Annotated in this window: 22 protein-coding genes; 13 read left to right on the top strand and 9 right to left on the bottom strand. The window is 61.1% G+C overall.

Annotated elements, in window-relative coordinates; genetic code table 11:
* Positions 1-27 precede the first annotated feature (27 nt).
* Both gabT and AOA62_RS20520 read left to right on the top strand, forming a co-directional pair.
* Complete coding sequence (gene gabT / locus AOA62_RS20525) at positions 28-1,305, top strand: 4-aminobutyrate--2-oxoglutarate transaminase (RefSeq protein ID WP_012721619.1); 1,278 nt, start codon at positions 28-30, stop codon at positions 1,303-1,305.
* Between the two features lie 139 nt (positions 1,306-1,444).
* Positions 1,445-2,647: an HDOD domain-containing protein gene (locus AOA62_RS20520; protein ID WP_099549553.1), complete on the top strand. Its 1,203-nt coding sequence runs from the start codon at positions 1,445-1,447 to the stop codon at positions 2,645-2,647.
* 167 nt (positions 2,648-2,814) lie between these two features.
* On the opposite strand, the gene AOA62_RS20515 is transcribed toward AOA62_RS20520, so the two are convergent.
* Both AOA62_RS20515 and desA read right to left on the bottom strand, forming a co-directional pair.
* Positions 2,815-3,816, bottom strand: a complete 1,002-nt coding sequence (locus AOA62_RS20515; RefSeq protein ID WP_099549552.1) for a sensor domain-containing diguanylate cyclase — start codon at positions 3,814-3,816, stop codon at positions 2,815-2,817.
* Positions 3,817-4,141: 325 nt separating this feature from the next.
* The gene (desA, locus tag AOA62_RS20505) at positions 4,142-5,326 is read right to left on the bottom strand and encodes a delta-9 fatty acid desaturase DesA (protein WP_017136693.1); all 1,185 of its coding nucleotides are present in this window, start codon (positions 5,324-5,326) and stop codon (positions 4,142-4,144) included.
* Positions 5,327-5,492: 166 nt separating this feature from the next.
* Here desA and dibA point away from each other — a divergent pair, with 166 nt between their 5' ends.
* The 6 genes from dibA to AOA62_RS20475 all read left to right on the top strand — a co-directional run bounded on the left by dibA (position 5,493) and on the right by AOA62_RS20475 (position 11,833).
* Entirely contained in the window at positions 5,493-7,406 is a 1,914-nt protein-coding gene (gene dibA / locus AOA62_RS20500; RefSeq protein WP_099549551.1) for a phosphodiesterase DibA, read from the top strand.
* Between the two features lie 299 nt (positions 7,407-7,705).
* Complete coding sequence (gene oscA / locus AOA62_RS20495) at positions 7,706-7,888, top strand: sulfur starvation response protein OscA (RefSeq protein ID WP_003170956.1); 183 nt, start codon at positions 7,706-7,708, stop codon at positions 7,886-7,888.
* Between the two features lie 75 nt (positions 7,889-7,963).
* The gene (locus AOA62_RS20490; protein WP_003170959.1) at positions 7,964-8,974 is read left to right on the top strand and encodes a sulfate ABC transporter substrate-binding protein; all 1,011 of its coding nucleotides are present in this window, start codon (positions 7,964-7,966) and stop codon (positions 8,972-8,974) included.
* A gap of 170 nt (positions 8,975-9,144) precedes the next feature.
* Positions 9,145-9,963 carry a sulfate ABC transporter permease subunit CysT gene (gene cysT, locus AOA62_RS20485; RefSeq protein WP_099549550.1) on the top strand — a complete coding sequence of 273 codons (819 nt, stop codon included), beginning with the start codon at positions 9,145-9,147 and terminating at the stop codon, positions 9,961-9,963.
* A gap of 13 nt (positions 9,964-9,976) precedes the next feature.
* Positions 9,977-10,849, top strand: a complete 873-nt coding sequence (cysW, locus tag AOA62_RS20480; protein ID WP_099549549.1) for a sulfate ABC transporter permease subunit CysW — start codon at positions 9,977-9,979, stop codon at positions 10,847-10,849.
* Positions 10,850-10,852: 3 nt separating this feature from the next.
* Positions 10,853-11,833 (top strand): sulfate/molybdate ABC transporter ATP-binding protein, encoded by a 981-nt coding sequence (locus AOA62_RS20475; protein WP_017136697.1) that lies wholly within the window; start codon positions 10,853-10,855, stop codon positions 11,831-11,833.
* Positions 11,834-11,955: 122 nt separating this feature from the next.
* Here the strand turns inward: AOA62_RS20475 and AOA62_RS20470 are convergent, their stop codons facing one another.
* Positions 11,956-12,483: a DUF962 domain-containing protein gene (locus tag AOA62_RS20470; RefSeq protein ID WP_099549548.1), complete on the bottom strand. Its 528-nt coding sequence runs from the start codon at positions 12,481-12,483 to the stop codon at positions 11,956-11,958.
* 83 nt (positions 12,484-12,566) lie between these two features.
* Here AOA62_RS20470 and AOA62_RS20465 point away from each other — a divergent pair, with 83 nt between their 5' ends.
* Together AOA62_RS20465 and AOA62_RS20460 are read left to right on the top strand one after the other, a co-directional pair.
* A complete protein-coding gene (locus tag AOA62_RS20465) occupies positions 12,567-13,253 on the top strand; it encodes a Crp/Fnr family transcriptional regulator (protein WP_017136699.1) in 687 nt (228 codons plus the stop codon).
* Between the two features lie 38 nt (positions 13,254-13,291).
* Positions 13,292-13,651 (top strand): response regulator, encoded by a 360-nt coding sequence (locus AOA62_RS20460; RefSeq protein WP_099549547.1) that lies wholly within the window; start codon positions 13,292-13,294, stop codon positions 13,649-13,651.
* An 85-nt stretch (positions 13,652-13,736) separates the two neighbouring features.
* Here the strand turns inward: AOA62_RS20460 and AOA62_RS20455 are convergent, their stop codons facing one another.
* Positions 13,737-14,741 (bottom strand): AraC family transcriptional regulator, encoded by a 1,005-nt coding sequence (locus tag AOA62_RS20455; protein ID WP_099549546.1) that lies wholly within the window; start codon positions 14,739-14,741, stop codon positions 13,737-13,739.
* A 101-nt stretch (positions 14,742-14,842) separates the two neighbouring features.
* Here AOA62_RS20455 and AOA62_RS20450 point away from each other — a divergent pair, with 101 nt between their 5' ends.
* Complete coding sequence (locus AOA62_RS20450) at positions 14,843-15,913, top strand: fatty acid desaturase (protein WP_026013676.1); 1,071 nt, start codon at positions 14,843-14,845, stop codon at positions 15,911-15,913.
* Here AOA62_RS20450 and AOA62_RS20445 read toward each other — a convergent pair.
* Complete coding sequence (locus AOA62_RS20445; RefSeq protein WP_099549545.1) at positions 15,900-16,715, bottom strand: ABC transporter ATP-binding protein; 816 nt, start codon at positions 16,713-16,715, stop codon at positions 15,900-15,902. The genes AOA62_RS20450 and AOA62_RS20445 overlap by 14 nt on opposite strands.
* Positions 16,712-18,298, bottom strand: coding sequence for an ABC transporter permease (locus AOA62_RS20440; RefSeq protein WP_099549544.1), 1,587 nt, complete (start codon positions 18,296-18,298; stop codon positions 16,712-16,714). Before AOA62_RS20440 ends, AOA62_RS20445 begins: the two co-directional genes overlap by 4 nt.
* Before the next feature lie 279 nt (positions 18,299-18,577).
* Here AOA62_RS20440 and AOA62_RS20435 point away from each other — a divergent pair, with 279 nt between their 5' ends.
* Complete coding sequence (locus AOA62_RS20435) at positions 18,578-19,579, top strand: ABC transporter substrate-binding protein (RefSeq protein ID WP_099549543.1); 1,002 nt, start codon at positions 18,578-18,580, stop codon at positions 19,577-19,579.
* Between the two features lie 98 nt (positions 19,580-19,677).
* On the opposite strand, the gene AOA62_RS20430 is transcribed toward AOA62_RS20435, so the two are convergent.
* A complete protein-coding gene (locus AOA62_RS20430) occupies positions 19,678-20,598 on the bottom strand; it encodes a LysR family transcriptional regulator (RefSeq protein ID WP_017136706.1) in 921 nt (306 codons plus the stop codon).
* A gap of 181 nt (positions 20,599-20,779) precedes the next feature.
* Between AOA62_RS20430 and AOA62_RS20425 the strand changes: the two genes are divergently transcribed.
* Complete coding sequence (locus AOA62_RS20425; RefSeq protein ID WP_017136707.1) at positions 20,780-21,685, top strand: TauD/TfdA family dioxygenase; 906 nt, start codon at positions 20,780-20,782, stop codon at positions 21,683-21,685.
* A 139-nt stretch (positions 21,686-21,824) separates the two neighbouring features.
* Here AOA62_RS20425 and AOA62_RS20420 read toward each other — a convergent pair whose 3' ends face one another.
* Positions 21,825-23,432: an alkaline phosphatase family protein gene (locus tag AOA62_RS20420; protein ID WP_099549542.1), complete on the bottom strand. Its 1,608-nt coding sequence runs from the start codon at positions 23,430-23,432 to the stop codon at positions 21,825-21,827.
* A 190-nt stretch (positions 23,433-23,622) separates the two neighbouring features.
* A complete protein-coding gene (locus tag AOA62_RS20415; RefSeq protein WP_099549541.1) occupies positions 23,623-24,567 on the bottom strand; it encodes a LysR family transcriptional regulator in 945 nt (314 codons plus the stop codon).
* Positions 24,568-24,590: the final 23 nt, after the last annotated feature.

Here is a 24,590-nt window from a genome sequence, read left to right as displayed (position 1 = left end):
ACCCGATGAGTGGCGAATGAGGACTTTATGAGCAAGACCAACGCATCCCTGATGAAACGCCGCGAAGCCGCTGTACCGCGCGGTGTTGGCCAGATTCACCCGATCTTCGCCGAATCCGCGAAGAACGCCACCGTGACCGACGTTGAAGGTCGCGAGTTCATCGACTTCGCTGGCGGTATCGCCGTGCTGAACACCGGCCACGTGCACCCGAAAATCATCGCCGCCGTGACCGAGCAACTGAACAAGCTGACTCACACCTGCTTCCAGGTGCTGGCTTACGAGCCTTACGTGGAGCTGTGCGAAAAGATCAACGCCAAGGTGCCAGGTGATTTCGCCAAGAAAACCCTGCTGGTCACCACCGGTTCCGAAGCGGTCGAAAACGCCGTGAAAATCGCCCGCGCCGCCACTGGCCGTGCTGGCGTAATCGCGTTTACCGGCGCTTACCACGGCCGCACCATGATGACCTTGGGCCTCACTGGTAAAGTCGTGCCGTACTCGGCCGGCATGGGCCTGATGCCAGGCGGGGTGTTCCGCGCACTGTTCCCGAACGAACTGCACGGCGTGAGCGATGATGACGCTATCGCCAGCATCGAACGCATCTTCAAAAACGATGCCGAGCCGCGTGATATCGCTGCCATCATCATCGAGCCGGTGCAGGGCGAAGGCGGTTTCTACGTCGCGCCTAAATCCTTCATGAAGCGCCTGCGCGAACTGTGCGACAAGCACGGCATCCTGCTGATCGCCGACGAAGTGCAAACCGGTGCCGGGCGTACCGGTACGTTCTTCGCCATGGAACAGATGGGCGTGGCTGCCGACCTGACCACCTTCGCCAAATCCATCGCTGGCGGCTTCCCGCTGGCCGGTGTGTGCGGCAAGGCTGAATACATGGACGCCATTGCGCCAGGCGGCCTGGGCGGCACTTATGCCGGTAGCCCGATTGCTTGCGCTGCTGCGCTGGCGGTGATGGAAGTGTTCGAAGAAGAGCACCTGCTGGACCGCTGCAAGGCGGTTGGCGAGCGCTTGGTGACGGGCCTCAAAGCCATTCAAGCCAAGTACCCGGTGATCGGCGAAGTGCGTGCCCTGGGCGCGATGATCGCGGTTGAGCTGTTCGAAGATGGCGACAGCCACAAGCCAAACGCCGCTGCCGTAGCTTCCGTGGTGGCCAAGGCGCGTGACAAGGGCCTGATCCTGCTGTCTTGCGGCACTTACGGCAACGTGTTGCGCGTACTGGTCCCGCTGACCTCGCCGGACGAGCAGTTGGACAAAGGCTTGGCGATCATCGAAGAGTGCTTCTCCGAGCTGTAAGCGGAGGCTGACTTGATCGACAGAAAAAACCCGCCTCGGCGGGTTTTTTTGTGCCCGCTGCAGCACATTCAGGCCATGTTCATTGTACGCAGGCGGCGTGATTGTCTAAGGTGCAAGTATTGCCGATGGAGCGTGCTGGATGACTGCTGTTGATTTACCCGCTGTACCCCGCGTGTTAATTGCCGAGGCGGACCCTTGGTCGCGGGACCTGCTCAAGCAAGTGTTGTTGAATGTGCGCTGCGACGCGCGGCTGGATGTGTGTGCCGATGGCCAGGAAGCGGCCACGCTGTTGCGAGACAAAACCTATGACCTGATCCTGGCGGATTGGGAGCTGCCGGGCGTCGATGGCCTGAGCCTGCTGCGCAGCGTGCGCCAGAAGCGCCGTTCGCTGCCGTTTATTCTGCTGAGCAGTCGCAATGACAGCGCCAGCGTGCGCGAAGCCTTGCCCCTGGCGCCCACGGCGTATCTGACCAAACCCCTGAACATGGAGGGCCTGACCCAGCGCCTGCAAGACCTGCTGCTCGATGAAGGCGAAAGTGTGTATTGCGAGATACCGCCGCTGGCGCCCGGTATGGCCTTGCCAGTGTTCCTGGAACGCCGCCGCGACGTCTGTGATGGCGCGCCGCTGCGGGTCGATGTGAAAGCCGCCGTGCAACACAGCCTGGCGCCGGACGGCCTGGACCTCAAGCAACTGGAAGATCAGGTAAAAACCGACCCGCAAATCACCGCTGTGCTGATCGCCGCCGCCAACAGCGCCGGCCATCACGGCACGCCGGTGCAGACCCTGGCCGCTGCACTGCAAAAGCTCGCCGCCGGGCAGAGCATGAACCTGATCCTGGGCCTGGCGCTCAAGCACAACGTGGTGCTGGGTGACCCGGCGTTGGTGGCCTACGCCGAGCGCCACTGGCAGCTGTCCCAGGACACCGCCGACTACGGCCGCCGCCTGGCGCGCATGCTCGAACTGGACCACGAACGTTGCTACTGCGCGGGCATTCTGCATCGGCTGGGTGACTTGGCGTTGTTACGCTGCCTGGAAGACTGGCGCCTGGGTGGCGGGGCGCTGGATGACGAGGCAATCGGTGAGTCCCTCGACACCTTTGGCGCCGCCTATGGCTCGGCGTTGCGCACGCGCTGGCGCTTGCCGCTGGAGTTGCGGCAGTTGATTGCGGCGACCTATTCACTCGAGGGTGGGGTGTATTCGCGCGACGCGCTGGTGGTGAACCTGGCGGCGCAAATGGCGCGTCTGACCGAGCATGAAGGGTTGGAAGCGCTGGCCAAGAGCAAGACGGCCAGGTTACTCAAGGTGGGCTTGTCGGAGCTGACGCGGGTGCGCAAAACCTAGCGGGCAACGAAGTTCAGGTCTGGGAGCGGGCTTGTGTGGGAGCCGGGCTTGCCCGCGATAGCATCAACTCGGTACCCCTGATAGACCGAGGTGCCGGCATCGCAGGCAAGCCAGCTCCCACACAAGCCAGCTCCCAACCAGGCCGGTTCCCATTGCTTGATCGAGTTCTAGCCCTCTATGACGCGGTTTTTGCCTTGGCGCTTGGCCTCGTACATGGCGGCATCGGCCCGTGCGAACAGGCTGTCCAGGGTTGAGTCGTCTTCACGCAGGTTGGCCAGGCCTTGGCTGACGGTCACGGTAAACTCCCGGCCTTCATAGCTGAAACTCAGGGCCTGGATTTCCTTGCCGAGCCGTTCGGCTACCTGCAACGCCATGTGCGGCGCACAGCCAGGCAGTACCGCAGCGAACTCTTCGCCGCCAATGCGCCCGAACAGGTCGCCACGGCGCAGCACGCCGCGACCGCTCTCGGCGATACGCCGCAGCACCTGGTCGCCTTCCAGGTGGCCGTAGCTGTCGTTGACGTCTTTGAAGTCATCGATGTCCAGCAGCAGGAACGCCAGCGGGGCGCTTTGGGCGCAGGCGCTGTCGAACGCCTGGTTGGCGCACTCGAAAAAGTGCCTGCGGTTGCTGCTTTGGGTCAGCACATCAGTGGTGGCGAGTCGGTGCAGCTCCAACTCCATGTGCTTTTTTTCGGTGATGTCTTCGGCCATGCCGACCACAATCACCGGCTTGCCGGGTTCGACCTGTTGGTTGATGTAGCACTTGTCGCTCAACCAGCGAATCTGACCGTCGGCGGTGATAATGCGGTACTCGCGGTCCTCCACGGCGCCGTCTTCCATCACGCGGGCCAGGCTGTGTTCGGCGTAGTCGAGGTCTTCGGGGTGAATGCTGTTACGCCATTCGCGGTAGTCGGCGAGCAGTAAACCGGCGGATCGGCCAAACACCCGATCGTAGGCCGGGCTCACGTACAACACACGCCGGGTTTCCCAATCGATGGCCCACAGCACGGCATTCACGCTGACCAACAGCGAACTGAGCAGTTGTTCACGCTCACTCAGCCGTTCGACTTCACCTTGGGCATGCATCAGCGCCAGCAGAGTGGCCGCCGCAGCCGGGCGTGGGTGCTCAGCGACGGGCGCATCGGTTGAATAAGGCTTTTCGGGAACCATCGGCACAACTCTCTCTCTGGGCTCGCCGCAGGATGGAGCAGCGGTCAGTGCAAGGGCCACCATGATGGCGAAGTGTTCCTTGAGAGAGGGGATTTGCGGTGAAGTTCCGTGAACGGGCTGACTAAGAAATGGCGTCAGAAACCAGTATGCAGAGCGCGGGCTTACTGTGGCGAGCGGGCTTGCCCCGCGTTGGGGCGCGCAGCGGCCCCAATAAAAACACCGCGTTCTGCCAGGCAGGGCGCGGTGTTTGGTTTCAGGGCTGCTTTGCAACCCAACGCAGGGCAAGCCTGCTCGCCACAGCAAGCCCGCTCACCACTAGACCGTGTCAGACCGCTGCAGGGCGCAGCGAGTAGGTCTTCAGTTGGTGGGCAAAATCGCGCAGGGACTGAATACCGCTGGCCTCAGCCTCATGCACCCATTCCTTGATCGCGGCCAGCATGTCGTGGCCATTGGTGCTGGTCTTCAGCCAGATCTGCTGCAGCGCCAGGCGCTTCTCGTAGATCACGGTCAGGGCGTGGCTGTGTTCGAGCATGCTCTGGATGCGCACGTGGTGGCGGTCATCCAGCAGGCTGGTTTCACGTGACAACAGGCGCTTGGCGCGGTGGAACTGGTGGCGTACCGAATGATCGACCTTTTCCAGCTCCTGCTTGACCAGTGGGCCAATCACCAACTTGCGGTACTGGGCCATGATCTGGAAGCGGTTGTTGAGGATCGCCATGGCGGTGTCCATATCCAGGTGGCCTTTGCCTTCCACGCGGTGCGCGATCGGCGCGACGCGCTGCACCTTGGCCAGGCGCAGGAAGCTGAACACTTTGATCCACGCCCAACCCAGGTCGAACTCCCACTTCTTCACCGACAGCTTGGCCGAGTTCGGGTAAGTGTGGTGGTTATTGTGCAGCTCTTCGCCGCCAACAATGATGCCCCACGGCACCAGGTTGGTGGCGGCGTCACGGCACTCAAAGTTGCGATAACCGACCGCATGGCCAAGGCCGTTGATCACACCGGCGGCCCAGAACGGGATCCACATCATCTGGATCGCCCAGATGGTGATGCCAATGGTGCCGAACAGCAGGAGGTCGATGACCCCCATGATCGCCACGCCCAGCAGCGGGTATGGCGTATAGATTTTGCGTTCGATCCAGTCGTCCGGGCAGTTTTTGCCGTAGATGCGCAGGGTCTCGGGGTTCTCGGCCTCGGCGCGGTACAGCTCGGCGCCTTTGCGCAGCACGGTGGACAAACCCTTGATGACCGGGCTGTGCGGGTCGTCGACGGTTTCGCACTTGGCGTGGTGCTTGCGGTGGATGGCGGTCCACTCGCGGGTGTTCTGCGCCGTGGTCAGCCACAGCCAGAAGCGGAAGAAGTGTTTCAGGCCGGCATTGAGCTCCAGGGAGCGATGGGCTGAATAACGGTGCAGATAGACCGTGACCCCAACAATGGTCACGTGGGTCATCAACAGCGTGACTGCCACCAGTTGCCAGGCTGACAGGTCAAGAAAACCGTTGTACCACATAGGCTGTATGGCCCTCAGATAAAGAAAAAAACAGCTCACGCATTATCACTAAGCCTACAGAGAAAACCAGCCGCCCTTTCAGATAGGAGTGACTGGATGTTTCTTATTCTATAATCCGCAGCGTTTGTAGGGCGATTTTGTTTTTTGGGTAAGGATTACTGACCATATGCTGTTTTCGTACCGAGGTGCCCTGCGGGTGGGGCTGGTATACCTGCTGGTTTCCATTGTGTGGCTCCAGCTCAGCAACCACCTATTGATCAACTTTCTCGATGACCCGAGGCAGTTAGGACGTTGGTTGCAGGCGCGCGGTTATGTGTGGGTGGCCCTCAGCGCGTTGGCCATTTACCTGATCTGTGCCCGTTTTGCCCGCACCCATCGGTTGCAGCAACCCTTGAAAGAAAACCATGAACGCCTGCAACAGGCCGCCGCCGTGTTCGATTGCACCCGTGAAGGCGTACTGGTCACCGACGCCCAAGGGCTGATCGTGCATGTGAACCGTGCATTTATGGAGATCACCGGTTACAGCCGTGAGGACGTGATGGGCGAACGGCCGAGCCTGTTCAAGTCCGGACGCCATTCGTCGAATTTTTATCAACAGATGTTCCAGACCCTCGAACGCACCGGCGAGTGGAGCGGCGAAATCTGGAACCGGCGTAAGAGCGGTGAGATTTATCCACAGTGGCAAACCATCCGAGTTATCCACAATGACCAGGGCAAGGTCAGCCATTACGTCGCGGTGTTTTCCGACATCAGCGCCATCAAGGACTCCGAGCACGAACTGGCGCACCTGGCCCACCACGACCCGCTCACCGACTTGCCCAACCGCCTGCTGTTCACCGACCGCGCCGAGCAGGCGCTGGCCTCGGCGCAAGTGCACAAACGCGGCTGCGCGTTGCTGTTGATGGACCTGGACCACTTCAAGATCATCAACGACAGCCTCGGCCATAATGTCGGTGACCAGCTGCTCAAGGCCGTTGGCGAGCGGTTAAAGGGCCTGTTCGGCCCCGGCGTGACCCTGGCGCGCCTCGGTGGCGATGAGTTCGCCGTGCTGGCCGAAAGTTGTCCACAGGTGGTGCAGGCTGCCGCGCTGGCACAGCGCATGCTCGATGCGATGAAAGAGCCGTTTGTGTTCGACGGCAACCAGTTGTTTATCAGCGCCAGCATCGGAATCAGTCTGTTTCCCAGTGATGCCCTGAGCGCCGAACAACTGCTGCGCAATGCCGACTCCGCGCTGTTCAAAGCCAAGAGCGCCGGCCGCGAAGGTTATGCGCTGTACACCGAAGAACTGACGGCCCACGCCCAGCACCGCGTGGAAATCGCCAGCGAACTGCGCCGCGCCCTCGATCAGCAAGAGCTGCGTGTGTACTACCAGCCCGTGCACGACCTGCAAGACAGTCGTCTGGTCGGCGTCGAAGCCCTGGTGCGCTGGCAACACCCTGAGCGCGGCCTGGTGCCGCCGGGTGAATTTATCCCGATTGCCGAGCGCACCGGGCTGATTGCCGATATCGATGCCTGGGTGATGGACCAGGCCTGCCGCCAGATGGGCCAATGGCTGGCCGATGGCGCGCCGTTGAGCTTTATTGCGGTGAATGTCTCCAGCCGTTTGTTTGCCCGGCGTGAACTGTATGAGCAAGTCGCCCAGGTGCTGCACACCACCGGCCTTGACCCGGCTTATCTGGAGCTTGAGGTCACCGAAAGCGCCGTGATGGAAGACCCCGAAGTCGCCCTTGAGCAATTGCACCGCCTGCGCGAGCTGGGCCTGCGCCTGGCGATTGACGACTTTGGTACCGGTTATTCGTCATTGCTGCGCCTCAAGCGCCTGCCGGTGCAGAAGCTCAAGATCGACCAGGGTTTTGTCGCCGGCTTGCCGTGGGATGAAGACGACGCGGCGATTGTGCGCGTGGTGATCGCGTTGGCAAAAAGCATGGGCATGCAGGTGCATGCTGAAGGCATTGAGCAGGTGGAGCAGGCGCGGTTTTTGTTGGAGCAAGAGTGTGATTTGGCGCAAGGGTATTGGTTTGGCCGGCCGGTGCCGGCGAAAGAAATGGATTGGGCCAGGGCACCCTCTATCCGCATGTGAAATGCAGGCCAATGTGGGAGCCGGGCTTGCCCGCGATGAGGCAGTATCAGTCGAAACATCAGTGCCTGACACACCGCCATCGCGGGCAAGCCCGGCTCCCACAGGGTTCCGCGGTGCCTGGGTATCAGTATTTTCACGGCCAAAACCTTCGCAACCCCACGTCCTGTCAGAAAATTCTTTCTGGTTATATAAACATTCTTAAATAGTATTTTTAAGAATATCCGCGCTTATCTACTATCGCCCTCACGCCGCAAGCAGTGCCGCCACTGCCAGGCACTATTCATTTCAGGAGCGAGACCATGAGCGCATCTCTACGTAGCGTCGACGGCCAGGACGAAGCAGCCATTTTGCGTGAGATCCAGAGCGCCTTGCGCGACCTGCGGTTTGGCGCGGTGGAAATCACTGTGCACAACGCCCAAGTGGTACAGATCGAACGCAAGGAAAAATTCCGTTTGCAGAACCCCGGTAACAAACCGAGCTAAGCAACAACGGCGATTCGCATGCTAGACCCGCAACTATAAGAAAAAGCCAACACCCAAGAATTATCAGGAGCTTCTATGTCGTCGATTCGCCGTTACGCCCTGGCCGCACTGGCCAGCGCCGTGTTTGCCGGTTCCGCCGTTGCCAAGGACTACGAGTTGCTCAACGTCTCGTATGACCCGACCCGTGAGCTGTACCAGGACTACAACGCTGAGTTCACCAGCTACTGGAAACAGTCCCACCCTGGCGACAACGTGAAGATCCAGCAATCCCACGGTGGCTCGGGCAAGCAAGGCCGTGCGGTGATCGACGGCTTGCGCGCCGACGTAGTGACCCTGGCCCTGGCTGGCGACATCGATGAAATCGCCAAACTGGGCAAGACCCTGCCGGAAAACTGGCAAACCCGCCTGCCGGATGCGAGCACTCCGTACACCTCGACCATCGTGTTCCTGGTGCGCAAGGGCAACCCTAAAGGCATCAAGGACTGGGGCGACCTGATCAAGAAAGACGTTTCCGTTATCACGCCTAACCCGAAAACCTCCGGCGGTGCGCGCTGGAACTTCCTCGCCGCGTGGGCCTACGGCCTTAAATCCGGCGGCAGCGAAGCCAAGGCCCAGGAATACGTAAAAGAGCTGTTCAAGCACGTGCCGATCCTCGACACCGGTGCTCGCGGTTCGACCATCACCTTCGTCAACAACGGTCAGGGTGACGTGTTGCTGGCCTGGGAAAACGAGGCATTCCTGGCACTTAAAGAAGACGGCGGCGCCGACAAGTTCGATATCGTCGTGCCGTCCCTGTCGATCCTCGCGGAGCCGCCAGTGGCCGTGGTCGACAAAAACGCCGAGAAAAAGGGCAATACCGAGATCGCCACCGAATACCTCAAGCACCTGTACAGCCCGGCTGGCCAGGAGATTGCGGCGAAGAACTTCTACCGCCCACGCGATGCAAAAGTGGCCGCCAAATACGCCCAGCAGTTCCCGAAACTGGACCTGGTGACTATCGACAAAGACTTCGGTGGCTGGAAAACTGCCCAACCGAAATTCTTTAACGACGGTGGCGTGTTCGACCAGATCTACACGGCGCAGTAAGCCAAATTACCTGTAGGAGCCCGCCTTTCGGCGGGGGCCGGCTTGTGTGGGAGCTGGCTTGCCTGCGATAGCATCACCAAGGTGTGACTGACACACCGAGGTGCCTGCATCGCAGGCAAGCCAGCTCCCACAGAAAGGCAGTGGTGTTTACCCTTTAACCAAGGACTCTTATGTCGCGTCGTATTTCCCCCGTCATACCCGGCTTCGGGCTGACGCTGGGCTACACCGTGGTGTACCTCAGCCTGATCGTACTCATCCCCCTGGCGGCGATGTTTGTACATGCCGCTCAACTCACTTGGGATCAGTTCTGGGCCATCATTACCGCACCGCGGGTGCTGGCGGCGTTAAAACTGAGCTTCGGCACCGCGTTCGTCGCGGCGATCATCAACGGCGTGATCGGCACACTGCTGGCCTGGGTGCTGGTGCGTTACACCTTCCCTGGCCGCAAGGTCATCGATGCGATGATCGACTTGCCGTTTGCCCTGCCCACCGCAGTGGCCGGTATTGCCCTCACTGCGCTGTACGCACCGGCAGGCCTGGTCGGGCAATTCGCAACCGACCTGGGCTTTAAAATCGCCTACACCCCAGTCGGCATCACCCTTGCTTTGACCTTCGTCACCTTGCCCTTTGTGGTGCGTACGGTGCAGCCGGTACTGGCCGATATCCCGCGTGAAATCGAAGAAGCCGCCGCCTGCCTGGGCGCCAAGCCCTTGCAGGTGTTCCGCTACATCCTCGTACCCGCATTGCTGCCCGCCTGGCTGACCGGCTTCGCGCTGGCCTTCGCCCGTGGCGTGGGTGAGTACGGTTCGGTGATCTTCATCGCCGGCAACATGCCGATGAAAACCGAGATCCTGCCGTTGCTGATCATGGTCAAGCTCGACCAATACGACTACACCGGCGCCACCGCCATCGGCGTGATGATGCTGGTGGTTTCCTTTGTCCTGCTGCTGCTGATCAACTTGCTGCAGCGGCGCATCGAAACCCCATAAGGAGGCGCGGAACATGTCCCAATCGTCTATTTCCGCCGCGTCCTCGGCCAATGCTGCCCGGCGTGGCAGCGCGGTGTCGCGACGCATCCTGATCGGCCTGGGCTGGCTGGTGTTCTTCCTGTTCCTGCTGCTGCCGCTGTTTATCGTGGTGTCCCAGGGTTTGAAGAATGGCCTCGGCGCGTTCTTCACGGCGATCCTTGAGCCGGACGCGCTGTCGGCGCTCAAGCTCACGGTGATCGCCGTGGTGATTTCGGTGCCGCTCAACCTGGTGTTCGGCGTCAGTGCCGCGTGGTGTGTGAGCAAGTACTCGTTCCGTGGCAAGAGCATTCTGGTCACGCTGATCGACCTGCCGTTCTCGGTGTCGCCGGTGATCGCGGGCCTGGTCTACGTGCTGATGTTCGGCGCCCAGGGCTTCTTCGGCCCGTGGCTGCAAGACCATGACATCCAGATCGTGTTCGCCTTGCCGGGCATTGTGCTGGCGACCATCTTCGTGACGGTGCCGTTCGTGGCCCGTGAACTGATCCCGTTGATGCAGGAGCAGGGCACCCAGGAAGAAGAAGCCGCACGCCTGTTGGGCGCCAATGGCTGGCAGATGTTCTGGCATGTGACCGTGCCGAACATCAAGTGGGGCCTGATCTACGGCGTGGTGCTGTGTACCGCGCGGGCGATGGGTGAGTTCGGCGCGGTGTCGGTGGTGTCCGGTCACATTCGCGGCGTCACCAACACCCTGCCGCTGCACGTCGAGATCCTCTACAACGAATACAACCATGTCGCCGCGTTTGCCGTCGCGAGCCTGTTGCTGATCCTGGCGCTCTTCATCCTGCTGCTCAAGCAGTGGAGCGAGAACCGTATCAACCGCCTGCGCAACAGCGCCGGTGAGGAATAAGTCATGTCGATCGAAGTCCGTAATGTCAGCAAGAACTTCAACGCCTTCAAGGCCCTGAACAGCATCAATCTGGACATCCAGAGTGGCGAGCTGGTGGCGTTGCTGGGCCCGTCCGGCTGCGGCAAGACCACCTTGCTGCGCATCATTGCAGGCCTGGAAACCCCGGACGCCGGCAGCATCGTGTTCCATGGCGAAGACGTGTCCGGCCACGACGTGCGTGATCGCAACGTCGGCTTTGTGTTCCAGCACTACGCGCTGTTCCGCCACATGACCGTGTTCGACAACGTTGCCTTCGGCCTGCGCATGAAGCCGAAAAACCAGCGCCCGAGCGAAAGCCAGATTGCGGTCAAAGTGCATGAACTGCTGAATATGGTGCAGCTTGATTGGCTGTCGGATCGCTACCCGGAACAACTCTCCGGTGGCCAGCGTCAGCGTATCGCCCTGGCGCGCGCCCTGGCGGTAGAACCCAAGGTGCTGCTGCTGGATGAACCCTTCGGTGCCCTCGACGCCAAGGTGCGTAAAGAGCTGCGCCGCTGGCTGGCGCGCCTGCACGAAGATATCAACCTCACCTCGGTGTTCGTGACCCACGACCAGGAAGAGGCCATGGAAGTCGCCGACCGTATCGTGGTGATGAACAAGGGCGTGATCGAGCAGATCGGCTCACCGGGCGAAGTCTACGAAAACCCGGCCAGCGATTTTGTGTATCACTTCCTCGGTGATTCCAACCGTCTGCACTTGGGCGAAGACAAGCACGTGCTGTTCCGCCCGCATGAAGTGTCGCTGTCGCGCCATGAGCTGGAAGATCACCACGCGGCGCAAGTGCGCGATATTCGCCCGCTCGGCGCCACCACACGGGTGACGCTGAAGGTCGAAGGCCAAAGCGAGCTGATCGAGGCCGAAGTGGTCAAAGACCACGACAGCCTGACCGGATTGGCGCGTGGCGAGACCTTGTTCTTCAAGCCCAAGGTCTGGCAAAAAGCCTGACCCTCAGATCGTTCACTCTGCGTGGGAACGATCATGTGGGAGCTGGCTTGCCTGCGATAGCATCACTACGGTGTGACTGATACACCGAGGTGCCTGTATCGCAGGCAAGCCAGCTCCCACATTCAGACCTTGCTTGGCTTCAGATCGCGGCGTTCTACCGGGCCGGACCGCGCCTCAATCTGCTCTTTAAGTTCCTGCCGCAACCCCAGCACAAACGCCAGCTCCGCCACCACAAACAACGGCCCCACAATCAATCCCGACACATCATCCACAAACGCCGGCTTCCTGCCTTCGTAATAGTGCCCGACAAACTGAATCACCCAGCCCACCACAAACATACCGATGCCGCTGCTCAGCCATACCAGCGTGCTCTGTGCCGCCAGCGCATGCCCGGCCCATACCGACAAACCCATCAACAGCGTCATCAGCAGGCCCAGCGCCAGTTCCAGGCGCAAGTAGAACCATGCCGAAAACAGCGCGAGTAGCACTGCCGGAGATATCCACAGGCTGCCGATTGCCCATTCAGGGCGCGACAGCAGCACCGCCACGGCGACCACAATCAACGGGATGCCGATAAAGTGGCTGGCGATATTGCGCGGGTCGCGGTGGTAGGCGGCGTATTGGCTGAGGTGGTCGACGAGGCTTTTCATTGTTGTTCCTCCTGTAGGATGCTTGATCATGCCCTGTCCGCCTGTGACTGACTGTCAGCTGGGCGACAATCTTCGGAGTGCTCATGGACACAGAGAAATGGCGTACTCGCTTGGCCTCTGGCCACTGGTTCAGCCACCTGCCTGAGCCTTTTCAGCATAGCCTGCTGGCCCACGCCCGGCAGCGGCAGCTGGCGGCGGGGCAAACCCTGTTCAAGCGTGGCGACCCACCCTGTGGCCTGTACGCGGTGCTCGACGGCGCCTTGCGCATCAGTGCGGTGAATGAACACGGCAAGGAAGCACTGTTGAGCCTGGTGGAATCACCCTTCTGGCTGGGTGAGATTTGCCTGTTCGACGGCCTGCCACGCACCCACGACGCCTGCGCCGTCGGGCCGTGCACGCTGCTGCAGGTGCCACAGCAGGCGTTGCTCAGTATCCTCAATGAAAGCCCGCAGTACTGGCGCGACCTGGCGTTGTTGATGAGCCAGAAGCTGCGCCTGAGTTTTATCAATATCGAGCAATTGAGCCTGATGCCGGCGTCGGTGCGCCTGGCCCATCGTCTGTTGATGATCGTCGAGGGTTATGGCGAGGCCGAGTCTTTAAAAAGCATGCTGCAACTGCCCCAGGAAGACCTGGCCGCCATGCTGAGCCTGTCACGCCAGACCACCAACGCCTTGCTCAAGGACCTGCAGGCCCAAGGCATCGTGCGCCTGGGCTACGGCGAGATCGAAATCCTTGATGCCCGGCGACTGCGTGAGGCGGCGCACACCTGAGGGTGTTAGCCTGCAAGCCTGATTAATCGAGGTGTGTTATGCGCGTGCTGTTAGTGGAACATGAATCCGAAGAGGCGCAGCGGATGGCCCAGGGCTTGAACGAGGCCAGTTACAGCGTGGAAGTCGCGGCCAATGGCATGGCGGCGTTGCGTTTCGTGGAAAGCACCGAGTACGACCTGGTGATTCTGGATGTGATGCTGCCGGGCCTGAATGCCTGGAAGTTGCAGCAGGCGATTCGGTTAAAGGGTGAGACACCCGTGCTGTTCCTGACCACGCCCGGTGGCATTGAAGACCGCTTGCGTGGGTTGGAACTGCATGAGGACGATTATTTGCTCAAGCCGTTTGATGCCAAGGTGCTGGTGGCGCGGATGAAAAAACTCTTGCGGCGTGGTCGCTGAGCCACCGCTATCGCAGGCAAGCCAGCTCCCACAGTTGGAATGCATTGCCCTGTGGGAGCCGGGCTTGCCCGCGATGAGGCCCTACCTAACGCAACCCATCGCGAAACTGCCCCGGCGTCATCCCCGTCCAGCGCTTGAACGCTCGGCTGAAACTGCTGGTATCGGCAAACCCAAGCAAATAACTGATCTCGGCCAATGAGCAGTGCGGATCGCGCAGGTGCAGCAGCGCCAGGTTCTCGCGGCACTCATTGAGCAACGCATCAAACCGACAGCCTTCATCCGCCAAATGCCGCTGCAAGCTGCGCAAGCTCAGGTGCAACGCCTGGGCGATGCGCTCGGCACTCGGCTCGCCCTCCGGCAATTGTTCCTCGATCGCCCTGCGCACCTTGCGTTCCCAGGTCAGCGGTTGCAGCTGGGCCAGGGTGCGCTTGAGCACGGTTTCATTGTGCTCGGCCAACTCGGGGTTGGCGTCGTCCAGGTGGCTGTCGAAGTCCTGGGCGGAAAATTCAAGTCGGTCTTCCTCGGCATCGAAGAACACCGGTGCGCGAAACACCGTGTGCCAGGGTTTTGGATCCACCGGTTCCGGCCGCCGCAGGTACACCGCCAACGGCGCGTAGTCACGGCCCAGGCGATTACGGCAGGTGCGCACATAGATCGCTGCAAACGCATCAATCGCTTCCGGCGCCGGTGCCGGACTGTCCGCAGGTTGCAGCAGACGAAAGCGGTAACGCTCACCCTCTCGGCTAAGCTCCAGCGTCAGGGCATCGCTGACCACTTGGTGATACCGCACGATGCGCTCGAACACCTCACGCAAGCTGCCGCTGGCCACCAGCGCATAACCCAGCGCATGAAAGGTGGTCGGGCTCACAAACCGCGACACGCGCAAGCCGATCGCCGGGTCGCCACTGGCCTGCACTGCCAGCGCCCACAGGCGTGTGGTGGCCGACAGCGGGTAGCGTGCGTTGGGGTCGTCCATCTGCTGCGGGTCGAGCCCGGCCTCGATGCACAGCGCGGCGCTGTCCAGGTTGAGGGCGTCGAGCTGCTTGCGCAGGGCGCGGGTCCAACTGGCGAGAGACGTGGGTTCAGTCATGGTGATTGGCGCTTGCGGTCAACAGGTTGGCGTCCGGGGCTAGCGTCCCGCCCGATCGCTTGGGGCAGGATGGACGTATCACTTAACAAGAGGATGGGAGCATGGACGGTACTTCTGCAAGTCCCCAACAGATGAATGCGCAACAGCGCTCGGCAAAAATCCGCGAAGTGGTGCTCGCCGAGGGCGTGCGGTTGCGCCAACAGCACCCCTGGCTGCTGCATCAGGACGCGTTGGGCGCGGGCATCCTGGCCTTTGCCTTGCTCGGCATGCTCGGTTCGGCGGCGCTCTATATCACCGGTCATATGGCCTGGTGGGCATGTTTGCTGCTCAACGCTTTCCTCGCTTCGCTGACCCACGAGCTGGAACACGACCTGATCCACAGCATGTACTTTCGCAAGCAACGTGTGCCACACAACCTGATGATGGGCCTGGTGTGGCTGGCGCGGCCGAGCACCATCAACCCGTGGATACGCCGGCATTTGCACCTTAACCACCACAAGGTGTCCGGCACCGAAACCGATATGGAAGAGCGCGCCATTACCAATGGCGAGCCGTGGGGGTTCGCGCGGTTGCTGATGGTGGGCGATAACGTGATGTCGGCGTTTATCCGCATGCTGCGGGCCAAGACCTGGAGTCACAAACTCAAGATCCTCAAACGCTCGCTGCTGGTGTACGCACCGCTGGCGCTGCTGCATTGGGGCGCGTGGTATGTGTTCCTGGGCTTTCATGCCGCCAATGGCATCGCCAGCCTGATGGGCGCGCCAATCCAGTGGTCCGCCGGTACCTTGCAGATGATGCAGGTGATTGATATCGCAGCCGTGGTGATCATCGGTCCTAACGTGCTGCGCACCTTTTGCCTGCACTTTGTCAGCTCCAACATGCACTATTACGGCGATGTGGAACTGGGCAACGTGATCCAGCAAACCCAGGTGCTCAACCCGTGGTGGATGTGGCCGTTGCAGGCGTTTTGCTTCAACTTCGGCAGCACTCACGGCATCCACCATTTTGTGGTGAAGGAGCCGTTCTACATCCGTCAGATGACCGCCAAGGTGGCCCACAAGGTGATGCGCGAGATGGGCGTGCGCTTCAATGATATCGGCACGTTTACCCGCGCCAATCGGCTTGAGCGCCAGGAACGGCCGGACGCTGAGCTGGCATTCAGCAAGCAATAAACGCCAGCGGCAGGTCGCGAATCTGTTCGCGCAGCGGCGGCTGATAGTGGCCGTCGCTGATCAGTTCATGCAGCAGCTCTTCGCGCAGTTGGTGGAACTCGAAGCTGCTGCGTAGGCGTGGGTGGGGCAGGGCGATGTCCACCACCTGTTTGATGCGCCCTGGCCGCGGCTCCATCACCACCACGCGGTCGGCGAGGAAAATCGCTTCTTCCACATCGTGGGTCACCAGCACCGTGGTGATTTTGGCGCGGGCGCGAATTGCCAACAGCTCGTCCTGCATCTGCTGGCGGGTCAACGCATCGAGGGCGCCGAACGGCTCGTCGAGCAATAGAATGCGCGGGCTGGCCACCAGGCCACGGGCGATTGCCACACGTTGCGCCATGCCGCCGGACAGCTGATGCGGATAAGCGCGGGTAAAGTCGGTAAGGCCCACCAATTCGATAAAGTCACCGATGCGCCGGTTGCGCTCGGCCTCGCTCAACGGCTCGTTGACCAGGCCCAGGCCGATGTTTTCCGCGACGGTCAGCCAGGGGAATAACCGGTGCTCCTGGAACACGATGCCGCGTTCGCCGCCGATGCCCTTTACGGCATGGCCGTCCACCCGGATCTCGCCACGAAACTGCGTATCCAGCCCCACCAGCAGGCGCAGTAGCGTAGATTTGCCGCAGCCACTGGAACCCACAATCGCCACGAACTCGCCTTCGGCAATGTCCAGGTTGAATTCGCGAATCGCCTCCAGCTCAAAGCCGTCGACGTCAAAGGTCTTGCCCACATGGTTGAAGCTGACGATAGGTGCGTTCATGCGTGTCTCCAGCGCGTGGCGCGGGTTTCGATGCGTTGGCCGATAAGGTTGAGCGTGGCGCCGGTGAGGCCCACCAGCAGCATGCCGCTCATGATCAAATCCATTCGCAGCAGCTGTTGGGCGCCGATCATCAGGCTGCCGATGCCGCCGTTGGATGGCATGAAATATTCCGCGCCGATGGTGCCCAGCCAGGCATAGATCAGGCTCAGGCGCAGGCCGGCGAAGATCCCCGCCGCCGCGCCCGGCAGCACCAGACGGCGCAGGCGCTGGAACAGGTTCAGGCGTAGCACGTGCGCGGCTTCGCGCAGCTGTGGAGACAGGTTCAACACGCTGCGTTGGGTGGCGATAAACAGCGGAAAAAACGCCGCCAGGGCGATAAACACCGACTTGGCCAATTCACCCAGGCCGAACCAGGCGGTGAGTAATGGCACCCAGGCGAAAATCGCGATCTGGCGCAGCGCGGCCAGCGTCGGCCCGAGCACTCGCTCGCTGCGTCGCGACAAACCCAGCCACAAACCCATGGCAAACCCCAGGCTGGCGCCGAGCAACAAGCCTCCCAGCGTGCGGCCGAGGCTTTTGCCCAAGGCGCCGGACAGGCTGCCATCCAGCACACCCGCGCCGGTGGTTTGCAGCACGGCCCATGGGCTGACCAGAATATTCGGGTCCACCCAAGCGAGATCCGTCGCCACCTGCCACAACGCCAGCAAGAGCAGCGGCAACAACCACGGTTGCAGGCGTTGCCACCCCTCATAACGCGGGCCGCGGCGAATCTGCGCAGTGGCCGGGTGCGGCCAGTGCGCCCATTTGCGGTCCAGCCAGCCGATGCCGCGATCCATCACCACGCCCAGCACACCGATGACCACGATGCACACGAAGACAATATCGAGCATGAACAACTGGCGTGCCCAGACCATCAGGTAGCCGATGCCTTCGCTGGAGGCCAGCAATTCCACGGCCAGCAACGAGGTCCAGCCCGCCGCCAGCGCCAGGCGCACACCGGCCATGAAGGCTGGCAACGCAGCGGGCAGGATCAGCCGACGAATCAGCAGGTGCGTGGGCAGGCGCAGCACGCGGGCGGCTTCACGCAGGTTGGGTTGCGCGTCACGCACACCAACCAGCGTGTGCAGGGTGACGGGCACCACAATCGCCTTCACCAGCACCACCAGTTTCAAGGTCTCGCCGATGCCGAAAAACACCATGAACAATGGGATCCAGGCCAGGGTCGGCACTTGCGACAGCGCGCTGAAGGTGGGGAACACCAGGCGTTCGGCGCGCGCGCTGAAACCTAATAGCGCACCCAATACGGCTCCCGCGCCGATACCGGCCAACAGCCCCCAGAACAAGCGCTGCAAGCTGATCGCCAGGTTGCTCCATAGCTCGCCGCCGGCCAGCTCTACGGCGCTGCTCCACACCAGCGACGGCGCGGGCAAAATTTGTTCGCTCATCCACTGATTACGGCTGGCCAACCACCACAGCGCAAACAGTGCCAGCGGCAACAGCCAGGGCAGCAGACGCTCACCGAGCAAGGGCCAGCGCGGCGCGGGGGCTGAAAGAGGCAGGCTCAACTGTGAAGTGCGGGCCATAGCGGACCTCCCTCGGCGTTATGTGATTTCGATCTTATAAAAACGGAATAAAGATGATTGTGAGATAAGAAAAATCATTTAAAGCCTCTGCCTGGCACGCATCCAATGCATTCGAAGAATATTTTTGATGCTGTTTATGCATACGCCGCTGGAGCCAGCGTTTCTGCTCGCATAGTCCAAAAAGCTATTAAATTGTGAATTTATAGTATTTAAAGTTTTGCTCGGGCTGTGCCTACTTTCTGCTCCCCAGGCGACCGTCGCCCACCAGGAGCTGCGCTTATGAAACTGCCCTTCAAACGTCTGATCAGCCTGTTCGCGGGCACCGCGCTGGCCGGGTTGGTACACGCTGCCGACCTCAAGGAAATCCGCATCGCCGTGCCCGACCTGAGTGCCGGCAGCCAGCACAGCGGCGGCGGTATAACGGATGTATTGCGCGAGCAGCAGATCTTCGAAAAGGCCTTTGCCGACCAAGGCATCAAGATTCAGTGGAATTACTTCAAGGGCGCAGGTCCTGTGATCAATGAAGCCTTCGCCAATGGCCAGGTGGACCTGGCCTACCTGGGCGATCTGGCGGCGATCATCGGTCGCTCCAATGGGCTGGACACGCGTTTGCTCAGCGCCACGGCACGTGACGTCAAGCAGTACCTGGGCGTGGTGCCGGGCTCGGGGATCAAGACCCTGCAAGACCTCAAGGGCAAACGTGTGGCGGTGTTCCGTGGCACGGCCAGCCAGTTGTCGTTCGACAGTGCATTGGCCAGCCAGGGCTTGAATGAAAAGGACCTGAAAGTCATCAACCTGGATTTCAACGCGGCGGGCGCGGCATTGGCCGCCAAACAGATTGATGCGACTTGGGGCGGTTCGAACCTGACGGCGTTGCAGGCCAAAGGGCTGGCGGAAATACCGCTCACCACCAAGGACCTCGGCGGCGCCGGCAGCGTCCAGGCGGTGCTGGTGGGCAGCAAACAGTTTGTCGACGAACACCCTGATGCGGTGGCCAAGCTGCTCAAGGCCCAGCAGCAAGCGGTGCAGTGGTTGACCAACGACAGCAACAAGCAGGCCTATATCGAGCTAGTGTCGGGGCGAGCCAGTTACCCACCGGTGATCCTGACCAACGACTTGAAAGACCAGCAGCTCAGCGAGATTTTCCCGGCGACGCTGGACCCGGTGTTCCTCGGCAAGTTGCAGGGCGCGGTGGATTTGGCGTCCAAGGAACGGCTGATTCGCAAGTCGTTTCAGGTGAGTGACTGGGTGGCGCCGAACCTGGCGGCGGCGGGGCTCTGAGGTTTTTGGTGGCTGGGATATTGCTATCGCAGGCAAGCCAGCTCCCACAGGGGAATGCATTCCAACTGTGGGAGCTGGCTTGCCTGCGATGAGGCCCGTCAAACCGCCACACTCACCTCCTGCCTGTCGACCTCCACCAATGTCTCGATCATCGCCTTGGCCGCCGGCGACAACCTCGATCCCGTGCGGCTGACAATCCCACAACGCGCGCTCATGGTCTCCATGTTCTGCGGCAGGTTGCGCCAGTGCAGCAGCACCAGCGAACCCTGTGCGATGTCCTCGGCAAAAGCTTCCTCGGTGCCCACGCCGATGGCGTTCGATTGCAGCACGATTTTTACCAGCGCCGGGAAGTGTTCAGTCTGAATGCTGGGTGAAAAGTCCATGCGCCCACTCAGGTTCGCCAGCAGTTTACGAATGCCCTGAGAGATCAGCGGCGAGGCCAGCGGGTAGTCGAACATGTCGTTGGTCGACAGGCTGTCCTTGGCCAGTAACGGGTGGCCTGGGCGGCAGAAAAACACGCCGCGCTTGGGCGTCAATGCGCGGGTCTGGAAGTTCGGGTCGGCCTCGAACTGGCGGATATCGGCGATAAAGAATTCGATCTCTTCACGACTCAAGGCGCGGCTGAGTTTCTCCCAGTTATCCACCTGGAAGCTGGTGCGGATTTTCGGGTGCGCGCCAATAAAACGCGCCACCGCGTCCGGCACCAGTTTTACTGCTGGCGCCGGGCCGCAACCAAAGCGCAGGTCGCCGGCGTCGAGCTTGGTCATGCGCGTGACTTCACTGCTCAGCAGCGCAGCGCCGTGTACCAGGGTCAAGGCATGTTGCAGCACCACCTGGCCTTCTGGCGTAGGGCGCAAGTCCTTGTGGCCACGGTCGACCAGTACGCAGCCGAACTCCTGTTCGAGCCCCTGGATGCTGCGGCTGAACGCCGGTTGGGTGATGCCCATGGCGTCGGCTGCGCGCACGAAACTGCGGTGTTCGTTGAGGGCGATGAAGTACCGAAGTTGGCGAAGATCCATATGCTTTCCCGGCATTTGAAAAATAGGTCGAAGGCATTTGCGACCGTGGGAGCTGAGGTTTTAAATGCAAGCTCTTATTCCGTCAACGAAGCATTGATTCATTTGCTAGATCTAAATTGCATATGAATAGAGCGTTGCAGGAAAGCATCCCACCATCAGCAGGCACATGAGGGTCATCACAATGAGCAACGCCGCATTAGCTGTTCAACCCGTCGCCCAGGCGCTCGACATCCACCCGGTGGCTGGCCGCATCGGCGCCGAGATCCGTGGCATCAAACTCTCCGGTGACCTGGATGCCGCCACCGTCGAGGCCATCCAGCACGCACTGGTGCAGTACAAAGTGATCTTTTTCCGCGAGCAAACCCACCTCGATGACCAGAGCCAGGAAGCCTTCGCGCACCTGCTCGGCGAGCCGATCGCACACCCGACAGTGCCGGTGCGCGACGGCACGCGCTTCCTGTTGGAGCTGGACGGTGCCCGTGGCCAGCGCGCCAATTCCTGGCACACCGACGTGACCTTCGTCGACGCCTACCCGAAGGCATCGATCCTGCGGTCGGTACTGGCGCCAAAATCCGGTGGCGACACGGTGTGGGCCAACACGGCCGCCGCCTACAACGACCTCAGCGCCGACCTGCGCGCACTCGCCGACAACCTGTGGGCCGTGCACAGCAACGAGTACGACTACGCCGGGCGCAAGCCGGATGTGTCGCTGGAAAAGCTTGAGGAGTACCGCAAAATCTTTACTTCCACCGTGTATGAAACCGAGCACCCAGTGGTGCGTGTACATCCGGTCAGCGGTGAAAAAACCTTGCTGCTGGGGCACTTCGTCAAACGGCTCAAAGGCTATTCCCAGACCGAATCGGCGCAGCTGTTCAACCTGCTGCAGGGCCACGTCACCCGCCTGGAAAACACCGTGCGCTGGCGCTGGAACACCGGCGACGTGGCGATCTGGGACAACCGCGCCACTCAGCATTACGCGGTGGACGACTACGGCACCCAGGAACGCATCGTGCGTCGAGTGACGCTCAAGGGCGATGTGCCGGTGAGTGTGCAAGGGCAGCGCAGCCAGACCACCAAAGGCCTCTAAGCCAGGTTGGAGATTAAACAATGTGGGAGCTGACTTGCCTGCGATGCAGACACCTCGGTGTATGAGTCACACCGAGGCGATGCTATCGCAGCGGTGCGACGATTCGACAAGCCAGCTCCCACATTAGGTTTTGTGGTGTTTACCAGACGCCGATTTTCACTACCTTTTCCGCCTCAGGCTCACCGTACCGGAACCACTGGCCACGCGAATCAACCTCCGCATGGCTGATGGTCGTACGCCGCTTCAACCCACGCAGCCATTCGAACAAATACCCCAAGTGCGTCTCGCGCACCGCCGCATACGCCGGGTCCTCGCCCAAGTCGTGTACTTCCTGCGGGTCATTCTCCAGATCAAACAGCTGTGGACGAAAGCCGTCATAGGCCAGGTACTTCCAACGTTCACTGCGCACCATGGTCATGCGGCAGCGGTCGATGGGCTGCGCCAAACGCTCACGGGCTGGGGCCTGGAAGGCATAGTCGTATTCAGCGATGGCGTAGTTGCGCCAGGTGATGGGTTCGCCGTGCAGCAGCGGGATCAGCGAGCGGCCTTCAAGGCGATGGTCTGCGGCCGGCAAGCCCAGGGCATCGAGGAACGTTGGCAGGGCGTCGATGGTTTCCACCAGGCGCTCATCCACCGCGCCACGGCTGATATCGGCACTGGCACGCGGGTCGCGCACGATCAGTGGAATACCCACCGCAGGCTCCAGCAGAAACTCTTTTTCGCCGAGGAAGTGGTCGCCGAGGAAGTCGCCATGGTCACTGGTGAACACGATCAATGTGTCATCCCAGCGGCCGTTGCTTTGCAGAAAATCGAACAGACGCCCGAGTTGATCATCGACTTGTTTGATCAGGCCCATGTAGGTCGGAACCACTGTGAGCCGCACTTCATCACGGGAAAAATTCACGCTTTCCTGATGCTGACGGAAAGCCTGGTAGACCGGATGATCACTGGTTTGCGCAGGCTGAATCGGCGCCTGGATATGCTCGGCGCCATACAGCGCGTGGTACGGCGCCGGAGCGATGTAGGGCCAGTGCGGCTTGATGTAAGACAGGTGCAAACACCACGGCTGCTCGCCTTGTTCAGCGATAAAGTCGATGGCGCGGTCGGTGGTGTAGACGGTTTCCGAATGCTCCTCGGCGACGCGTGCGGGTAGCCCCGCGTTGCGCATATGCCAGCCGCTGAGCACTTCGCCGTTTTCACCGGCTGCAGCGTTGGCCCATTCATGCCACGGGTTTGTGCCGTCGTAGCCGTGCTCGCGCAGGTACTGAGTGTAGGGCGCGGACTCGCGTTTTTCCGCGAACAGGGGGCTGTCGGGGTAGATGCCGTCATGGCGCAAATAAGCGTCGAAACCCACCTCATTGAAAGGCTCGGCCTGCTGGCTGTCGGGGTCGATATTCAGGCGCTGCAAGGCCTCAAGGTTCGGCGTGGCGTGGGTCTTGCCCACCAGCGCGGTGCGGATGCCATGGGGGCGCAGGTAGTCGCCGATGGTCAGCTCTTCCAAGGGCAACGGCACCGCGTTCCAGGCCACCTGATGGCTGCTGACATAGCGCCCGGTGTACGCCGACATCCGCGACGGCCCGCAAATGGTGCCTTGGGTGTAGGCGCGGCTGAAGCGCACGCCAGCGGCGGCGAGACGGTCGATATTGGGCGTGTGCAAATGCGCGTGGCCGTAGCACGACAGGTAATCGCGGCGCAGTTGATCGCACATGATGTAGAGCACGTTGCGCACGGGTTGGGAGTTGGACATGAGGCTTCACCGGACTGAGGACAGGTGAAGGTTTTCGCTGTTCGGGTGGTGGGCTGGCAAGTGCATTTGAGGACTGGGTTTTATGCAGGGAATGCATGGGTGTTGCTACTGGCGCTATCGCAGGCAAGCCAGCTCCCACACTTGAAATGCGTACCCCTGTGGGAGCTGGCTTGCCTGCGATAGCGCCCGCTCAAACAGCGAGATTTTCCAAGGCGCACACATCCTCATCCAACTCATCGATTTGCTTGATCTGCTCAATCATCGCCTCTGCCAACGGCGACAACCGATACCCCGCCCGACTGACAATCCCGTAGCGCGTATAGCGCTCCTCCAAGTCCTCCGCCAGCCCATCAATCTTCAAACACACCAACTCACCCCGGGCCATGTGCAGCACATCGCTGTTGGCGCTGACGATGCCGATCGCATCCGAGCGCAGCACCACGCCCATCAGGCTGTAGCCGTTTTCGCATTCCACATTGGGCAGGTAATCCGGCCGGCCGCTGAGGTCGACGATGACCTTGCGCAGGTTCGGCGGGCGAATCGTCACCGCCAGCGGGTAGCTCATCAGCTCGCCGGCGCTGACGCTTTCGCGCTTGGCCAGCGGGTGCCCGGCGCGACAGCAGAAGTACCAGCGCCGCGCACGCAGGCGGTGGGTGTGGTAGTCCGGGTTGGCTTCGAAGTGGCGGGTGTCGGCGACGAAAAATTCGAACTCTTCGCTGAGCAGGCGCTTGCTCAAACTTTGCCAGTCATCCACCTGGAACTGCACGCGGGCCTTGGGGTAGCGCCCGATAAAACTGCCGATGGCACGCGGGATCAACCCGGCAGCGGGCGCCGGGCCACAGCCGAAGCGCAGTTCACCGGCTTCCAGGCCATTGAACTGGCTGATCTCGTTGGCCAGTTGCTGGGCGCCGCTGACCAGGCGCCGTGCATGTTCGAGCAGCACCTGGCCTTGTTTGGTCGGCGCCAGGTCCTTGCGGCCACGGTCCACCAACTGGCAACCGGCACTGTGTTCCAGCGCCTGGATGCTGCGACTGAACGCCGACTGCGACAGGTTCACGGCCAACGCCGCCGCGACAAAACTGCGTTGTTCGGCAAGGGCAATGAAGTGGCGAAGGTGGCGCAAGTCGATATGCATTTTTCACATCAAAAATATCCGGG

The organism is Pseudomonas sp. 2995-3 (assembly GCF_002742565.1).
GTDB classification, from domain to species: domain Bacteria; phylum Pseudomonadota; class Gammaproteobacteria; order Pseudomonadales; family Pseudomonadaceae; genus Aquipseudomonas; species Aquipseudomonas edaphica.
Note: the sequence above shows the minus strand (reverse complement) of the source record. Positions and strands in the feature narration are given on the sequence as shown.

What these genes read in the sequence shown, in the direction of transcription:
- AOA62_RS20455 (WP_099549546.1), bottom strand. Translation starts at nt 14,741, where the DNA reads ATGACTGAACCCACGTCTCTCGCCAGTTGGACCCGCGCCCTGCGCAAG.
- AOA62_RS20460 (WP_099549547.1), top strand. Translation starts at nt 13,292, where the DNA reads ATGCGCGTGCTGTTAGTGGAACATGAATCCGAAGAGGCGCAGCGGATG.
- AOA62_RS20520 (WP_099549553.1), top strand. Translation starts at nt 1,445, where the DNA reads ATGACTGCTGTTGATTTACCCGCTGTACCCCGCGTGTTAATTGCCGAG.
- AOA62_RS20435 (WP_099549543.1), top strand. Translation starts at nt 18,578, where the DNA reads ATGAAACTGCCCTTCAAACGTCTGATCAGCCTGTTCGCGGGCACCGCG.
- AOA62_RS20445 (WP_099549545.1), bottom strand. Translation starts at nt 16,715, where the DNA reads ATGAACGCACCTATCGTCAGCTTCAACCATGTGGGCAAGACCTTTGAC.
- AOA62_RS20425 (WP_017136707.1), top strand. Translation starts at nt 20,780, where the DNA reads ATGAGCAACGCCGCATTAGCTGTTCAACCCGTCGCCCAGGCGCTCGAC.
- AOA62_RS20475 (WP_017136697.1), top strand. Translation starts at nt 10,853, where the DNA reads ATGTCGATCGAAGTCCGTAATGTCAGCAAGAACTTCAACGCCTTCAAG.
- AOA62_RS20465 (WP_017136699.1), top strand. Translation starts at nt 12,567, where the DNA reads ATGGACACAGAGAAATGGCGTACTCGCTTGGCCTCTGGCCACTGGTTC.
- AOA62_RS20515 (WP_099549552.1), bottom strand. Translation starts at nt 3,816, where the DNA reads ATGGTTCCCGAAAAGCCTTATTCAACCGATGCGCCCGTCGCTGAGCAC.
- cysW (WP_099549549.1), top strand. Translation starts at nt 9,977, where the DNA reads ATGTCCCAATCGTCTATTTCCGCCGCGTCCTCGGCCAATGCTGCCCGG.
- oscA (WP_003170956.1), top strand. Translation starts at nt 7,706, where the DNA reads ATGAGCGCATCTCTACGTAGCGTCGACGGCCAGGACGAAGCAGCCATT.
- AOA62_RS20450 (WP_026013676.1), top strand. Translation starts at nt 14,843, where the DNA reads ATGGACGGTACTTCTGCAAGTCCCCAACAGATGAATGCGCAACAGCGC.
- desA (WP_017136693.1), bottom strand. Translation starts at nt 5,326, where the DNA reads ATGTGGTACAACGGTTTTCTTGACCTGTCAGCCTGGCAACTGGTGGCA.
- dibA (WP_099549551.1), top strand. Translation starts at nt 5,493, where the DNA reads ATGCTGTTTTCGTACCGAGGTGCCCTGCGGGTGGGGCTGGTATACCTG.
- AOA62_RS20470 (WP_099549548.1), bottom strand. Translation starts at nt 12,483, where the DNA reads ATGAAAAGCCTCGTCGACCACCTCAGCCAATACGCCGCCTACCACCGC.
- cysT (WP_099549550.1), top strand. Translation starts at nt 9,145, where the DNA reads ATGTCGCGTCGTATTTCCCCCGTCATACCCGGCTTCGGGCTGACGCTG.
- AOA62_RS20440 (WP_099549544.1), bottom strand. Translation starts at nt 18,298, where the DNA reads ATGGCCCGCACTTCACAGTTGAGCCTGCCTCTTTCAGCCCCCGCGCCG.
- gabT (WP_012721619.1), top strand. Translation starts at nt 28, where the DNA reads ATGAGCAAGACCAACGCATCCCTGATGAAACGCCGCGAAGCCGCTGTA.
- AOA62_RS20490 (WP_003170959.1), top strand. Translation starts at nt 7,964, where the DNA reads ATGTCGTCGATTCGCCGTTACGCCCTGGCCGCACTGGCCAGCGCCGTG.
- AOA62_RS20415 (WP_099549541.1), bottom strand. Translation starts at nt 24,567, where the DNA reads ATGCATATCGACTTGCGCCACCTTCGCCACTTCATTGCCCTTGCCGAA.
- AOA62_RS20430 (WP_017136706.1), bottom strand. Translation starts at nt 20,598, where the DNA reads ATGGATCTTCGCCAACTTCGGTACTTCATCGCCCTCAACGAACACCGC.
- AOA62_RS20420 (WP_099549542.1), bottom strand. Translation starts at nt 23,432, where the DNA reads ATGTCCAACTCCCAACCCGTGCGCAACGTGCTCTACATCATGTGCGAT.